Origin of the sequence: Rathayibacter sp. VKM Ac-2762, assembly GCF_009866585.1 — a bacterium.
GTDB lineage: Bacteria > Actinomycetota > Actinomycetes > Actinomycetales > Microbacteriaceae > Rathayibacter.
Genome location: NZ_CP047419.1, coordinates 1,067,508 through 1,081,534, shown reverse-complemented (window position 1 = coordinate 1,081,534; position 14,027 = coordinate 1,067,508). Strand labels below are relative to the sequence as shown.

The following is a 14,027-nucleotide window of genomic DNA, read 5'->3' as shown; positions in this document are numbered from 1 at the left end:
CCCGCGGGGGTGCTACGGGTGGACGACGACGCCCTTGCCGACGACGGTGATGCCCGACTCGGTGACGGTGAACCCGCGCTCGCGATCGCGGTCGTGGTCCACGCCGACTCGAGCACCGGGCTCGACGACGACGTCCTTGTCGAGGATAGCGCGGACGACCAGCGCGTCAGGGCCGATGCGGACCTTGTCGAAGACCACCGAGTCGGTGACCGTCGCGTTCGACTCGATGACCGTCCAGGGCCCGACGACGCTGCGCTCGATGTGCGCGCCCGAGATCACGGTGCCGAGCGAGACGACCGAGTCGACCGTCGATCCCATGTTGCCCTTGCCGTCGCGGACGATCTTGGCCGGAGGGGAGTTCAGCTGCGACGAGAAGATCGGCCACTGCTGGTTGTAGAGGTTGAAGACCGGCAGCGCCGAGATGAGGTCCTGGTGGGCCTCGAAGAAGGAGTCGATGGTGCCGACGTCCCGCCAGTAGTAGCGGTCGCGGTCGGTCGAGCCGGGGACGTCGTTGAGCTTGAGGTCGTAGACGCCGGCCTCGCCGCGCGCGACGAAGTCGGGGATGATGTCGCCGCCCATGTCGTGGTCCGACGTGGAGGACTCGCCGTCGCGGATGACCGCGTCGATCAGGGCGTCCGCGTCGAAGACGTAGTTGCCCATCGAGGCGAGGACCTCGTGCGGGGAGTCGGCCAGGCCGACGGCGTCCTTGGGCTTCTCGAGGAACTCGGAGATCATCGTCGGGACGACGCCGTCGCCCGCCTCGTCACCGGCGAGCTGGATGACGCCGAACTGGTCCGCGAGCTCGATCGGCTGGCGGATGGCCGCGACGGTCGCCTTCGCACCGGACGTGATGTGCGCGTCGATCATCTGCGAGAAGTCCATGCGGTAGACGTGGTCGGCGCCGACCACGACGACGATGTCGGGCTTCTCGTCGCGGATCAGGTTGAGGCTCTGCAGGATCGCGTCGGCCGAGCCGCTGAACCAGCGCTTGCCCAGGCGCTGCTGCGCGGGGACCGAGGCGACGTAGGAGTTCAGGAGCCCGGAGAGGCGCCAGGTCTGCGAGACGTGGCGGTCGAGCGAGTGCGACTTGTACTGCGTCAGCACGACGATCTGGGTGAGACCGGAGTTGATCAGGTTGGACAGCGCGAAGTCGATCAGCCGGTACTGCCCGCCGAACGGCACCGCGGGCTTGGCCCGGTCCGCCGTGAGGGGCATGAGGCGCTTTCCCTCGCCGCCGGCGAGGACGATGCCGAAGATCTTCTTTGACTGCATGGCACCACAGTAGGGGCTCGGGCTTCCCCGTGGACCCCGGCTGTCGCCGGGGGAGCGCCCTGTACTACGGTTCGGGGGTGCGAGTCGATCTGCTGACCAAGGAATACCCGCCCGAGGTGTACGGGGGAGCCGGTGTCCACGTGGCCGAGCTCACCAAGGCGCTGCGCAGCGACCTGGAGGTCGTGGTGCGCTGCTTCGGCGCGCCGCGCGAGGAGGAGGGCACGTTCGCGTACTCCGTCCCCGCGGAGCTCGCCGAGGCGAACGGCGCGCTGCAGACCCTCGGGGTCGACCTGCAGATCGCGCAGGACGCGGCGGGGGCCGACCTGGTCCACTCCCACACCTGGTACGCCAACGCCGCGGGGCGTCTCGCCCAGCTCCTGCACGGCATCCCGCACGTGGTCTCGGCGCACAGCCTCGAGCCGCTGCGTCCGTGGAAGGCCGAGCAGCTCGGCGGCGGCTACCGCGTCTCGAGCTGGATCGAGCGGGAGGCGTACGAGAACGCCGACGCCGTGATCGCGGTGTCCGGCGGCATGCGCGAGGACATCCTCCGCTCCTACCCGGCCCTGGACCCGGCGAAGGTCCACGTGGTCTACAACGGCATCGACCTCGACGCCTGGCACCCGGTCGAGGACGAGGCCGTCCTCGCCGAGCTGGGCATCGACCCCTCGCGCCCCTCCGTGGTCTTCGTCGGCCGCATCACCCGGCAGAAGGGCCTGCCCTACCTGCTCCGCGCCGCCGCGACCCTGCCTCCCGAGGTGCAGCTCGTGCTCTGCGCGGGCGCCCCCGACACCCCCGAGATCATGGCCGAGGTCACCTCCCTCGTCCGCAGCCTCCAGGAGGAGCGCACCGGCGTCGTCTGGATCGACCGGCACCTGCCGCGCCACCAGCTCTCCGCGGTCCTGACGAACGCGACCACGTTCGTCTGCCCCTCGATCTACGAGCCCCTCGGCATCGTCAACCTCGAGGCGATGGCCTGCGGTGCGGCGGTCGTCGGGACGGCGACCGGCGGCATCCCGGAGGTCGTCGACGACGGCGTGACCGGCCGTCTCGTCCCGATCGAGCAGGTCACCGACGGCACCGGCACCCCCGTGGACCCGGAGCGCTACGTCGCCGACCTGGCCGCCGCCCTCGCCGAGGTCGTCGCCGACCCGGAGACGGCGAAGCGGATGGGCGCCGCGGGCCGCGAGCGCGCGCAGAGCCACTTCAGCTGGACGCAGATCGCGCGGGACACCCGGGCGATCTACGACTCGCTCGTCTGAGCCTCCCGGCCGCCTCCTTTAGAATGGCTCCCATGCCCAGCGTTGTCTCGTTCGTCGATGTGTCCTTCGTCCGGAACGGCAAGCGGATCCTCGACCACGTGTCGTGGGACGTGGCCGAGGACGAGCGCTGGGTGATCCTCGGCCCCAACGGGGCGGGCAAGACCTCGATCCTGCAGATCGCCGCCGCGCAGAACTACCCCTCGACCGGTGCCGCGCACCTGCTCGAGGAGACCCTCGGCCGGGTCGACGTGTTCGAGCTGCGCCCGCGCATCGGCTACGCCTCGACCGCGATGGCGCGCCGCCTCCCGGCCGGCGAGAGCGTGCTCGACGTCGTGATGACCGCCGCCTACGCCGTCACCGGCCGCTGGAACGAGGGCTACGACGCGATCGACGAGCGCCGCGCCCGCCGCGTGCTGTCCGAGTGGAAGCTCGAGCACCTCGCCGAGCGCACCTTCGGGACGCTCTCGGACGGCGAGCAGAAGCGCGTCCAGATCGCCCGCGCGATCATGACCGACCCCGAGCTGCTCCTGCTCGACGAGCCGGCCGCGAGCCTCGACCTCGGCGCCCGCGAGGAGCTCGTCCAGCTGCTGGGCGGCTTCGCGAAGGACCCGGCGTCGCCCGCGATCGTGATGGTGACCCACCACGTCGAGGAGATCCCCGACGGCTTCACCCACGCCCTGCTCCTCCGCGACGGAGCGGTGGTGGCGGCGGGCCCGCTGGCCGAGTCCCTGACCGAGGCGACGCTCGCCGAGACCTTCGGGCTCGACATCGCTCTCACCCGCGAGAACGGGCGCTTCTCGGCCCGCGCCCGCGGCTGACCCCGGCTCCGGGGTCCGGGCGCGGCGCGACTTCTGCGCGCGCTGCCGGTCTGGTATTCTCGGTAGCTGGTTCGGGCCCGTTCGCGGTGCGCCCGCCCTCATCCACCCGTTCCCGTCGACGACAGGTGCGGTTCAGGACCATCGACGACAGGACACGACCATGAAGACCGACATCCACCCCGAGTACTCCGCGATCGTCTTCCGCGACCTCGCGTCCGGTGAGACCTTCCTCACCCGCTCGACCGCGAAGAGCAGCAAGACGATCGAGCTCGACGGCGTGACCTACCCCGTCATCGACGTCGAGATCTCCTCCGCCTCGCACCCGTTCTACACGGGCAAGCAGCGCATCATGGACTCGGCCGGCCGCGTCGAGAAGTTCAACAGCCGCTACAAGAACTTCGGCAAGTAGCACTCCTCGAAGGGCCCTCGACCTCACGGTCGGGGGCCCTTCGTCGTTCCCGCGGGGCGGTCCTCAGTAGCGGTAGAAGCCCTCTCCGGTGGCCGTTCCGAGGCGGCCGCGATCGAGGTACTCCGTCTTCAGGTGGGCGGCGAAGGCCTGGGAGGCCTCGTCCGGGGCCGCGGCGGCGATGTTGTAGGCGGTTCGCAGACCGACGACGTCGAAGATCTGGAAGGGTCCGAGCGGGGCGCCGGTGCCGATCCTCCAGGTCTTGTCGATGGTCTCGTGGTCGGCGTAGCCGCCCATGAGCAGCCCCGACGCGGCGTTGAGGAGCGGCACCAGCAGCGAGTTCAGGACGTAGCCGGCCTTCTCCTTCTGCAGCCTGATGGGCTCGAGGCCGCTGGAGACGGCGAACTCCACGACGGCGTCGACCACGGCGGGGTCCGTGTCCGCCGTCCCCATGATCTCGGCCGTGTTCTGCGCCCAGACGTGGTTGGCGTAGTGCAGCGCGAGGAACCGGTCGGGTCGGCCGGTCGAGGCCTTCAGGTCGCTGGGGAGCAGCGTGGACGAGTTGGTCGCGAAGACCGTGCGCTCGGGAGCGAGCGCACCCAGGCGGCCGTACAGCTCCTGCTTCAGGCCCAGGTCCTCGGGGACGGCCTCGATCACGAGGTCGGCGTCGGCGACAGCCTCCGCGAGGTCGGAGGTGAGGCGGAGGGAGTCGAGCGCCTCCTGCGGTCCGCCGGCGACGCCGCCGGGCACCGACTCGTAGACGCCCGCGAGACCGCGGAGCCGCTCGCGCGCCGACTCGAGGACGTCGTCGGAGAGGTCGTAGACGGTGACGTCGAAGCCGTGGAAGGCCGACTGGAAGGCGATCTGGGAGCCGAGCACTCCGCTGCCGAGGACGGTGACCGTGCGGATCGTGGGCATGACTTCTCCTTGCGAGAGGGGGGAGGGGGAACACGTGCTCACCCGATCCCACAGCGCCGCGGTCCGCGGAGCGAGGGCTTGCGCCGACGGGCGGGCCGTGGCCGTCGGGGAGCCGGCGCGGTAGCGTCCCGGCATGGTGTCCTTCGCCGACAAGCCGATCCTGCCGTTCACGACTCCTGAAGAGTGGGACGCCTACCTCCGCGGCGAGCCCGACCCGGACGGAGTCCGGCTGAAGCTGCGGAAGAAGGCCGCCGTCGATCCGGGGATCACCTATGCCGAGGCGCTCGACATCGCGCTCTGTCACGGCTGGATCGACGGTCAGGCGGGAGCCTTCGACGAGCAGTTCAAGCTCCAGGCCTTCACGCCGCGGCGTCGCGCGAGCCCGTGGTCCAAGGTCAACCGCGATCATGTCGCACGGCTGCTGGCGGAGGGTCGGATGCTGCCGGGCGGGCTGGCCGAGGTCGAGCGGGCACGCGCCGACGGGCGCTGGGACGCGGCCTACCGGCAGCGCGATGCGGAGGTGCCGGACGACTTCCAGCGGGCGCTCGACGCGGATCCGCAGGCCCTGGCCTTCTTCGCGACCGTCGGCGGGCAGAAGCGCTTCGCGTTCCTCTTCCGCCTCTCGCAGCTGAAGCGGGCGGCGACGCGGGAGCGGCGGATCGCGGAGTACGTGGCGCTCCTGCGCGAGGGGCGCACCCTGACCTGAGGGGTCAGTGGCGGACCGGCCAGCCCCCGTCGGCGACGAAGGACTCGTCGCGGACGCGGCGCATGTACTCCTGGAAGGACTCGGCCTGGGTGCGGCACCAGTCGACCTGGAGCGCGTGCAGGGCCTCCGCGCCGACTCCGAGCTCGTCGGCGAAGGCGCGGCCCAGCGCCTGGGCGACCCGACCCGCCGCGATCGCGTCCGCGCCCGCGTCGTGCGCCTCGGTGAGGGCGACGCCGTAGTGCTCGGCGGCGAGGGTCAGGGTGCGCTTGCCCTTGCGGTAGCGGTCCACCGCCTTGTCGATCACGAGCGGATCGACGACGGGGCTCGGGTCGAGCAGCACGGGCACGCCCCAGCGGCGCGCCTCGTAGGCGAGAAGCGAGAGGTCGTAGGGGGCGTTGTAGACGACGACCGGGATGCCGCGGGCGAGGAGCGAGCGCAGCGCCTCGGAGATCTCGGCCACGACCTCGCCGGCGGGGCGGCCGTGCGCGCGGGCGTGCTCGGTGCTGATCCCGTGGACGGCGGAGGCGCCGGCCGGGATCTCGACCCCGGGATCGGCGAGCCAGGTCGTGCCCTCGATCGGCTCGCCCGCCTCGTCGATCACGCCGACGTGCGCGGTGACGATGCGGCTCGTGCGGACGTCGATGCCGGTGGTCTCGAGGTCGAACACGGCCAGCAGATCGAACCACCGCGCCCCTTCGGAGGGGACGAGCGCCCGCTCGGCGTCGTCGAACAGCATCGGCTCGGTCTGCGTCTCGGTCGTTCCGGTGGTGCTCACGCCGACAGCCTAAAGGGGGCCTCCGACATCGGCCGGAGGCCCCTCGGCGTGCTGCCGGGTCAGCGGGCCTCGTGCGCCTTGGCGACGTGGAGCCAGAAGAAGCCCTGCGTGCCGAGCGTCATCGTCAGCGTGCCGTCGTCCGAGAATCCGGGGAAGCGGCCGCCGCCGAACAGGTCGCTGAGCGTCGATCCGGGGTTCTCCGGGTCCGTGATCGTGACCGAGACCGGGTTGTGGTTGAAGCTGAAGACGCAGAGCACCTCCTCGGGCTGGTCGCCCATCTCGGAGCCCGAGCCGGCGTAGTCCCGCACGAAGGCGAGCACCGACTCGTGGTCCGTCTCGAGGACGCGCATCGACCCCAGGCCGAACGCCGGGTGGCCGCGGCGCACGTGCAGGACGTTCCGCATCCAGTGCAGCAGGGAGCGGGACTGCGCCAGCTGCGCCTCCACGTTGACCTGGTTGTAGTGGTAGACGAGCGACTGGACGATCGGCTGCACGAGCTTGCCGGGGTCGGCGGCCGAGAAGCCGGCGTTGCGGTCGGGCGTCCACTGCATCGGCGTGCGCGACGCGTCGCGGTCGTTGAGCCAGATGTTGTCGCCCATGCCGATCTCGTCGCCGTAGTACAGGAACGGGCTGCCGGCGAGGGAGAAGAGCAGGGCGTTGATCAGCTCGAGCTCGGCGCGCGAGTTGTCCAGAAGCGGCGCGAGCCTGCGGCGGATGCCGATGTTGGAGCGCATCCGCGGGTCGTAGGCGTACCAGCCGTACATGGCCTGGCGGTACTCCTCGGACACCATCTCGAGCGTGAGCTCGTCGTGGTTGCGGAGGAACACGCCCCAGGCGGCGCCGCTGGGGATGTCGAACGTCTCGGAGAGCACCTTCTTCAGCTCGTTCGCCGTCTGCGCGCGGAGGGAGTAGAAGATGCGCGGCATGACCGGGAAGTCGAACGCCATGTGGCACTCGGGCTCCTCCTCCGTGCCGAAGAACGCGGCGACCTCTCGCGGCCACTGGTTCGCCTCGGCGATCAGGATGCGGCCGGGGTAGTCGCGGTCGACCATGGTGCGGAGGTTCTTGATGAACTCGTGGGTGGGCGGCTCGCCCTCTCCGTTGCCCTCGTCGGACTCGTAGAGGTAGGGGATCGCGTCGAGCCGGATGCCGTCGACGCCGAGGTCGAGCCAGAACTTGACCACGTCGTGGATCGCCTCGTGCACGGCGGGGTTCTCGAAGTTGAGGTCAGGCTGGTGCGAGAAGAAGCGGTGGAAGTAGAACTGGCGGCGCTCGGCGTCGAAGGCCCAGTTCGAGTCCTCGGTGTCGACGAAGATGATGCGGATGTCCGGCCACTTGTCGTCGGTGTCGTTCCAGACGTAGAAGTCGCCGTAGGGACCCTCGGGGTCGGAGCGGGACTGCTGGAACCATTCGTGCTGGTCGCTGGTGTGGTTGAGCGGGAAGTCCATCACGATGCGCATGTTGCGCTCGTGGGCCTTCCGCACGAGGTCGCGGAAGTCCTCCATCGTGCCGAACTCGGGGAGGATCGCCTTGAAGTCGGAGACGTCGTAGCCGCCGTCGCGCAGAGGCGACATGTAGAACGGCGGGAGCCAGAGGGCGTCGATCCCGAGCCACTGCAGGTAGTCGAGCTTGGAGGCGAGCCCGTTGATGTCGCCGGCGCCGTCGCCGTTGGAGTCGTAGTACGACCGGATCATCACCTCGTAGAACACCGCCCGGCGGTACCACTGGGGGTCGAGGGCGAGTCCGGGGAGTTGGATCGGCGACGTGAAGCTCACGGTGCTCCTTCTGCTGCTGCCTGAGCGGATGACCGTCTCGCGAGACGGGTGGGCGGTGCGCCGTGTTGCGAGCGCGTGATCATGCTCCCGGCTCGGATCGAGGCCACGCAAGGCGTTGCGGCCAGATCTTCGACGGGCTTTCCCTACGATAAGGAACGCGATGACCACTCCCTCCCCCTACGCCTCCGATCTCGGCCGTGTCCCCGTCCGCGAGGCCGCGGTGGACGTCGCCGGATCCCGCACCGCCTACTGGACCTACGGCGCTCCGGACGCCTCGACCGTCCTCGTGCTGGTGCACGGGTTCCGCGGCGAGCACCACGGCCTCGAGCCCGTCGTCGCCCGTCTGCTCGCCGGGGGAGCGGACGTGCGGGTCGTCGCTCCCGACCTGCCCGGCTTCGGCGCCTCGACCCCGATGACGCGCCTGCCGCACGACGTGGACGGCTACGCCTCCTGGCTCGGCTCCTTCCTGGACACGCTGGGGCTCCGCGGCGAGGCGGCCGTCCTCGGCCACTCCTTCGGCTCGATCGTCGCGGCCGCGGCCGTCGCCGACGGGCTGCCCGCTCCGCTCCTGGTGCTGGTCAACCCGATCGGCGCGCCCGCCCTGCAGGGTCCGCGCGGCGTCCTGACCAGGCTCGCCGTCCTCTACTACCGGCTCGGCGCGCTCCTGCCGGGGCCCCTCGGACGCCGCCTGCTCAGCGACCCGCTGATCGTGCGGGTGATGAGCCTGGCGATGGTGAAGACGAAGGAGCCGGCGCTGCGACGCTTCGTGCACGACCAGCACGACCGCTACTTCAGCGCCTTCGCCTCCCGCGACACGGTCCTCGAGGCGTTCCGCGCCTCCGTCTCGCACGACGTCGGCGAGTACGCCTCCCGGATCCGGGTGCCGACGCAGCTGATCGCCGCGGCGCGGGACGACATCACTCCGCTCTCGGCGCAGTACCGCCTGCTCGAGAGGCTGCCGCACGCCCGCCTGCACGTCATCGACGGAGTCGGCCACCTGATCCACTACGAGACGCCGGACGAGGCCGCCGCCGTGCTGCGGACGGCCCTCGAGGAGGGGATCGACCGATGAGGATCGTCGTCGACTGCCGGTACACCCGGCTCGAGCGGCACGACGGGATCAGCCGCTACACCGCGGAGCTCGTCCGCGAGCTCGCGAAGCTGCACGACGTGACCATGCTGATCAGCGACCGCCGCCAGCTCGCGATGCTCCCGTCGCTCCCGTGGGAGCGCGTGACCGGGCCGACCAGCCCGTTCGAGCCGTTCGTCGCGCTGCTGGTGAACCGGCTGCGGCCCGACGTGGTCTTCTCGCCGATGCAGACCATGGGCTCGCTCGGCCGCCGCTACCGGCTCGTCCTGACCGTGCACGACCTCATCTACTACCGCCACCGCACTCCACCGCGCGACCTGGCCGCTCCCGTGCGCGCGCTCTGGCGGCTCTACCACCTCGCCTGGTGGCCGCAGCGGAGGCTCCTCCAGCGCGCCGACGCGGTGGTCACCGTCTCGGCGACGACCCGCGACCTGATCCGCTCCCACCGCCTCACCACCCGGCCGGTGGTCGTCGTCCCGAACGCGGCGACCGAGCCCGACGAGGCGAGCGCCGCTCTGGCGGGATCGCTGCCCGACCGGTCGGCCGCGCGCTCGCTCGTCTACATGGGCTCGTTCATGCCCTACAAGAACGTCGAGACGCTCGCTCGCGCGATGCGGCTGCTGCCCGACTACGAGCTGCACCTGATGAGCCGGGCGAGCGACGAGACCGTCGAGACGCTCCGGGCCCTGGCGCCGACCGCGAAGCTGGTGTTCCACCAGGGGGCGCCGGACGCGGAGTACCGTGCGGTGCTCGCGCGGGCGACCGCTCTCGTGACGGCGAGCAGGGACGAGGGCTTCGGGATCCCGCTGGTCGAGGCGATGGCGCTCGGGACGCCGGTCGTGGTGAGCGACATCCCGATCTTCCGCGAGATCGCCCAGGACGCCGCCGTGTACGTCGACCCGTCGAGCGCGAAGGGCATCGCGGACGGTGTGCGGTCGCTCGAGGACGGCGCCGTGTGGCGGACGCACTCGGCCCGGGCCAGGGAGCGGGCCGCGGCCTTCTCCTGGCGCGACTCCGCCCGGGTGCTCTTCGGGCTCCTGCAGGACCTCGGCCGGCGCTGACGCGGTCCGGCGATCGGACCGCCTCCGGGAGGCGGGCCGTCAGGCTCCCGGGGCCGGGCTGAGCACGTCGTCGAGGTCGACGTCCGCCACGACCACGTCGCCGGAGTCGTCGACGCCGACGATGCGCAGTGCCCCGTCGACGATCGCGAAGTCGTGCCGGGAGCCGTTGCCGACCGAGACGCCGTGCACGGGGAGGTCCTCGCTGCTGAGCGCGCGGATCAGGCTGCCGATGACCGCACCGTGCGTGGCGACGACGACGGACGCGTCGGGGAAGCGCTCGGCCACCTCGAGCAGCGCGGCGGTCGCCCGCTCGACGACCTCGGCGCGGGTCTCGCAGCCGGGGATCGGCGCGCGCTCGATGCCTCCGGGGAAGCGCTCGGCGAGCTCGGGACCGGTCATCCCCTCCGCCTCGCCGTAGGCGCGCTCGGCCAGGCCCGGCACCGCCAGCGGCTCGTCGAGTCCGAGACCGCGCGCGATGATCGCTCCGGTGTCGAAGGCGCGCTGCAGCGGACTGGCGACCACCGCGTCGAAGCGCCGGTCGGCGAGCAGCCGCGCCGCCGCCCGCGCCTGGGCGCGCCCGGTCGCGTTGAGCGGGATGTCGCTCCTGCCCTGGATGCGCCGGGCGGCGTTCCAGTCGGTCTGGCCGTGGCGGACGAGGGTGAGCTGGGTCACAGGGGCCTCTCGGGAGGTCGGGTGCGGAGCGGGCGGGAGCTCAGAGGGCGGCGGTGCGGCGCGCGGGCAGGCGCTCGGCGAGCTCGCGGAGCACCTCGCTGGTGCCGCCGTCGATCTTGATGCTCGCGCGCGAGTCGCCCTTGGTGGTGCCGCGGTTGACGATCACGATCGGCATCCGGGCGCGACGGGCGATCTCGAGGAAGCGGATGCCGGAGTTGACCACGAGCGACGAGCCGGCCACGAGCAGGGCGTCGGCGCCCGCGACGATGGCGCGCGCCTCCTCGAACCGCTCGGTCGGGATGAACTCGCCGAAGAAGACGATGTCCGGCTTCAGGATCCCGCCGCAGACCGTGCACTCAGGGACGGTCATCGCCGAGACGTCGTGGACCTCGGCGTCGCCGTCGGGGTTGAGGGAGGAGACGTCGGGGTCGTCGAGCCAGGGGTTGAGCGCCTCGATCCGCTCGGCCACCGCGTCGCGGGCGAAGTACTGGCCGCAGGTCATGCAGCGCACACGGTCCGCCGAGCCGTGCAGATCCACCACACGGCGCGAGCCGGCCCGGACGTGCAGGCCGTCGACGTTCTGGGTGACGACGCCCGTGAGCAGGCCGCGCTCCTCGAGCCGGGCCAGGGCCCGGTGGCCGTCGTTGGGGAGCGTGCTGGTGAAGCGGCGCCAGCCGAGCTGGCTGCCGGCCCAGTACCGGCGGCGGTAGTCGGGATCGGCGACGAACTGGGAGTAGGTCATCGGGCTGCGCACCGGGGCCCCGGCTCCGCGGTAGTCGGGTATGCCCGAGTCGGTGCTCATGCCCGCGCCGGTGACGGCGGCGATGCGGCGCCCGCTGAGGAGTTCGACGGCCTGCTCGACCGCGAGCGCCTCGGGGCCCTCGGCGACCGGTGTCGGACTCGACTCCATCCGCGCCTCCTTCGAGGGCCGTTCGAGCGGCCCCTGGACGAGTTTAGTCCGCGCCGTGCCCTAGATTGCCGGGATGCCGATCGTGCACATCACCGACCTCGACCACCCGCTCCTCGCCGACTACCACCGCCTCACCGACGTGGCGCTGCGGCGGGTGCTGGAGCCGGAGGGCGGTCTGTACATCGCCGAGTCCGCCAAGGTGATCGAGCGGGCGCTCGACGCCGGGCACCGTCCCCGCTCGGTCCTGGTGCAGGAGAAGCGGCTGCCGGACGCGGCCGGGGTGCTCGAGCGTCATCCCGAGGTGCCGGTCTTCGTGACGCCGGATCCGCTGATCGAGGAGCTGACCGGGTTCCACCTCCACCGCGGAGCGCTCGCCTCGATGCACCGTCCGCCGTTGCGGCCGATGGCCGAGCTGCTGGAGGGCGCGCGCCTCGTCGTGATCCTGGAGGACCTGGTCGACCACACGAACGTCGGCGCCGTCTTCCGCGCCGCGGCCGGCATGGGCGCGGACGCGGTCCTCGTGACGCCGCGCTGCGCGGACCCCCTGTACCGGCGCAGCGTCCGGGTGAGCATGGGCACGGTCCTGCAGGTGCCGTGGACGCGCACCCCCGAGTGGGCACCGGCTCGCCGCGCTCTGGAGGAGGCCGGGTTCTCGGTCGCCGCGCTGGCGCTCGCTCCGGACGCGGTGCCGCTCGACGAGTACGCGGCGGCTCGCCCCGAGCGCGTCGCGATCGTCCTGGGCGCCGAGGGGGACGGGCTCAGCCGCGCGGCGCTGGACGCCTCGGACACCGTCGTCACCATCCCGATGCTGCACGGCGTCGACTCGCTCAACGTGGCCTCGGCGAGCGCCGTCGCACTGTGGGCGCTGACCCGCGGGCGCTGACCGCCGGGCTCCGGCGCTCGGCGGCCCGGCGGTGACCCGCCGCTGACGCTCGCGACGCGGGATCGGGGTCGGTGCCGCGCGTCACCCGCCGCGTCCGACGACGGGGCGGCGTCCGGGACGGGTGAGAGGCCCGCCCGTACGATGACGGGGTGACCTCCCCGACCCGATCCGACGACGCCCTCGACCTGTTCGGGGAGCCCGCCGCGCCGGAGCCGCGACCGCGCCGACGGCGCGGGGCGGTCGTCGCCGGTCTCGTCGCCGCGACCGTGCTGGTCGGTGGAGGCGGTGCCTACGCGACCAACGCGGCGACCGCGGAGCTGCCGACGGCGAGCGCCGTCGCGGTGGACCCCGTCTCGAGCACCGTCGACGCGCCCGCTCTGGCCTGGCCGGCCTACGGCTCCGGCGCCGTGGCGGCCGTGGGCATCGACGGGACGGAGGAGGACGGGCTGCTCGCCCGCTACGGCTCCACCGGAACCGTGCCGACGGGGAGCATCGCCAAGGTCGTCACCGCTCTCGTCGTCCTCGCGGCGAAGCCGATCGCAGAGGGGACGGACGGGGAGACCATCACCTTCACGAGCGCGGACGTGCAGTACTACAACGACACCCTGGCCGAGAACGGCTCGAACGCTCCGGTCACCGCGGGTCTGCAGCTGACCGAGCGGGAGGCGCTGACCGCCATGATGCTCCCGTCCGCGAACAACTACGCGAAGTCCCTCGCGATCTGGGCGTACGGCTCGGAGGACGCCTTCCTCGCCGCGGCGCGCGGCTGGCTCGACGGGCAGGGGCTCGAGCGGACCTCCCTCGCCGACACCAGCGGGCTCTCGCCGGCGACGGTCAGCACGACGGCCGAGATGGTGCGCCTGGGCGAGCTGCTGATCGCGGACCCGGTGCTCGCTCCGATCGTCGCGACGCCGACCGCGGTCATCCCGGGGGTCGGCGAGGTCGACAACACCAACTCGCTCCTCGGCCGCTCGGGAGTGGACGGTATCAAGACGGGGACGACCGACGAGGCGGGCTCGTGCCTGCTGTTCTCGCTCGACGCGACCGTCGAGGGCCGGCCGGTCACCCTCGTCGGCGTGGTGGTGGGCGCGCGCACGCACCCGCAGCTCGCCGCGGACGTGCTGACCCTCGTCCCGACCGTCGAGGCGGGCTTCCGGACCGTCCCGCTGACCGTCGAGGGCCAGGACTACGGCACCCTCACGAGCGCCTGGGGGGAGACGGCGACGGCCGAGACCGCGGAGGCGCGGTCCGTGCTGGTGTGGGGTGCGGTCTCGACGACGACCACGGTCGCCCTCGATCCGCTCGAGACCGTCGCCGACGGCGAGCGCGTGGGGACCGCGACCGTCGACGTCAACGGCACCCCGTACGAGCTTCCCCTCGTCGCCGACGGGTCGATCGAGGACCCGGGCTTCGCCTGGCGCCTCGGCCACCCGGCCGAGCTGTTCGGCTGAGCGCGGGGCGAGCCGCCGCCTCCCGGGAGCG

General features: G+C 71.9%; 14 protein-coding genes. 8 read left to right on the top strand and 6 right to left on the bottom strand.

What is annotated here, in order from left to right:
- Positions 1 to 12 precede the first annotated feature (12 nt).
- A complete protein-coding gene (locus tag GTU71_RS05090; RefSeq protein ID WP_159939428.1) occupies positions 13 to 1,272 on the bottom strand; it encodes a glucose-1-phosphate adenylyltransferase in 1,260 nt (419 codons plus the stop codon).
- A 77-nt stretch (positions 1,273 to 1,349) separates the two neighbouring features.
- On the opposite strand from GTU71_RS05090, the gene glgA reads away from it, so the two are divergent.
- The 3 genes from glgA to GTU71_RS05075 all read left to right on the top strand — a co-directional run bounded on the left by glgA (position 1,350) and on the right by GTU71_RS05075 (position 3,758).
- A complete protein-coding gene (gene glgA, locus GTU71_RS05085) occupies positions 1,350 to 2,531 on the top strand; it encodes a glycogen synthase (RefSeq protein ID WP_104225282.1) in 1,182 nt (393 codons plus the stop codon).
- Between the two features lie 32 nt (positions 2,532 to 2,563).
- Positions 2,564 to 3,349: an ABC transporter ATP-binding protein gene (locus GTU71_RS05080; protein WP_104221964.1), complete on the top strand. Its 786-nt coding sequence runs from the start codon at positions 2,564 to 2,566 to the stop codon at positions 3,347 to 3,349.
- Between the two features lie 160 nt (positions 3,350 to 3,509).
- Entirely contained in the window at positions 3,510 to 3,758 is a 249-nt protein-coding gene (locus GTU71_RS05075) for a type B 50S ribosomal protein L31 (protein ID WP_068253003.1), read from the top strand.
- Positions 3,759 to 3,821: 63 nt separating this feature from the next.
- On the opposite strand, the gene GTU71_RS05070 is transcribed toward GTU71_RS05075, so the two are convergent.
- Positions 3,822 to 4,673, bottom strand: a complete 852-nt coding sequence (locus tag GTU71_RS05070; protein WP_159939427.1) for a 3-hydroxyacyl-CoA dehydrogenase — start codon at positions 4,671 to 4,673, stop codon at positions 3,822 to 3,824.
- Between the two features lie 133 nt (positions 4,674 to 4,806).
- On the opposite strand from GTU71_RS05070, the gene GTU71_RS05065 reads away from it, so the two are divergent.
- Positions 4,807 to 5,379 carry a YdeI/OmpD-associated family protein gene (locus GTU71_RS05065; protein ID WP_104232624.1) on the top strand — a complete coding sequence of 191 codons (573 nt, stop codon included), beginning with the start codon at positions 4,807 to 4,809 and terminating at the stop codon, positions 5,377 to 5,379.
- Positions 5,380 to 5,383: 4 nt separating this feature from the next.
- Here the strand turns inward: GTU71_RS05065 and GTU71_RS05060 are convergent, their stop codons facing one another.
- On the bottom strand, positions 5,384 to 6,115 hold the full coding sequence (locus tag GTU71_RS05060; RefSeq protein WP_159941108.1) for a 3'-5' exonuclease: 732 nt from the start codon (positions 6,113 to 6,115) through the stop codon (positions 5,384 to 5,386).
- A 98-nt stretch (positions 6,116 to 6,213) separates the two neighbouring features.
- Positions 6,214 to 7,929, bottom strand: coding sequence for a maltose alpha-D-glucosyltransferase (gene treS, locus GTU71_RS05055; protein ID WP_104221970.1), 1,716 nt, complete (start codon positions 7,927 to 7,929; stop codon positions 6,214 to 6,216).
- Between the two features lie 160 nt (positions 7,930 to 8,089).
- Between treS and GTU71_RS05050 the strand changes: the two genes are divergently transcribed.
- Both GTU71_RS05050 and GTU71_RS05045 read left to right on the top strand, forming a co-directional pair.
- Positions 8,090 to 9,001, top strand: coding sequence for an alpha/beta hydrolase (locus GTU71_RS05050; RefSeq protein WP_159939426.1), 912 nt, complete (start codon positions 8,090 to 8,092; stop codon positions 8,999 to 9,001).
- On the top strand, positions 8,998 to 10,080 hold the full coding sequence (locus GTU71_RS05045) for a glycosyltransferase family 1 protein (protein ID WP_159939425.1): 1,083 nt from the start codon (positions 8,998 to 9,000) through the stop codon (positions 10,078 to 10,080). The genes GTU71_RS05050 and GTU71_RS05045 overlap by 4 nt, the downstream gene beginning before the upstream one ends.
- A 39-nt stretch (positions 10,081 to 10,119) precedes the next feature.
- On the opposite strand, the gene GTU71_RS05040 is transcribed toward GTU71_RS05045, so the two are convergent.
- Together GTU71_RS05040 and GTU71_RS05035 are read right to left on the bottom strand one after the other, a co-directional pair.
- The gene (locus GTU71_RS05040) at positions 10,120 to 10,752 is read right to left on the bottom strand and encodes a histidine phosphatase family protein (RefSeq protein WP_104232621.1); all 633 of its coding nucleotides are present in this window, start codon (positions 10,750 to 10,752) and stop codon (positions 10,120 to 10,122) included.
- 40 nt (positions 10,753 to 10,792) lie between these two features.
- The gene (locus GTU71_RS05035) at positions 10,793 to 11,662 is read right to left on the bottom strand and encodes a Sir2 family NAD-dependent protein deacetylase (protein WP_104250355.1); all 870 of its coding nucleotides are present in this window, start codon (positions 11,660 to 11,662) and stop codon (positions 10,793 to 10,795) included.
- 73 nt (positions 11,663 to 11,735) lie between these two features.
- Between GTU71_RS05035 and GTU71_RS05030 the strand changes: the two genes are divergently transcribed.
- Both GTU71_RS05030 and GTU71_RS05025 read left to right on the top strand, forming a co-directional pair.
- Positions 11,736 to 12,545, top strand: coding sequence for an RNA methyltransferase (locus tag GTU71_RS05030; RefSeq protein WP_159939424.1), 810 nt, complete (start codon positions 11,736 to 11,738; stop codon positions 12,543 to 12,545).
- Positions 12,546 to 12,694: 149 nt separating this feature from the next.
- Complete coding sequence (locus tag GTU71_RS05025; RefSeq protein ID WP_159939423.1) at positions 12,695 to 13,996, top strand: serine hydrolase; 1,302 nt, start codon at positions 12,695 to 12,697, stop codon at positions 13,994 to 13,996.
- Positions 13,997 to 14,027: the final 31 nt, after the last annotated feature.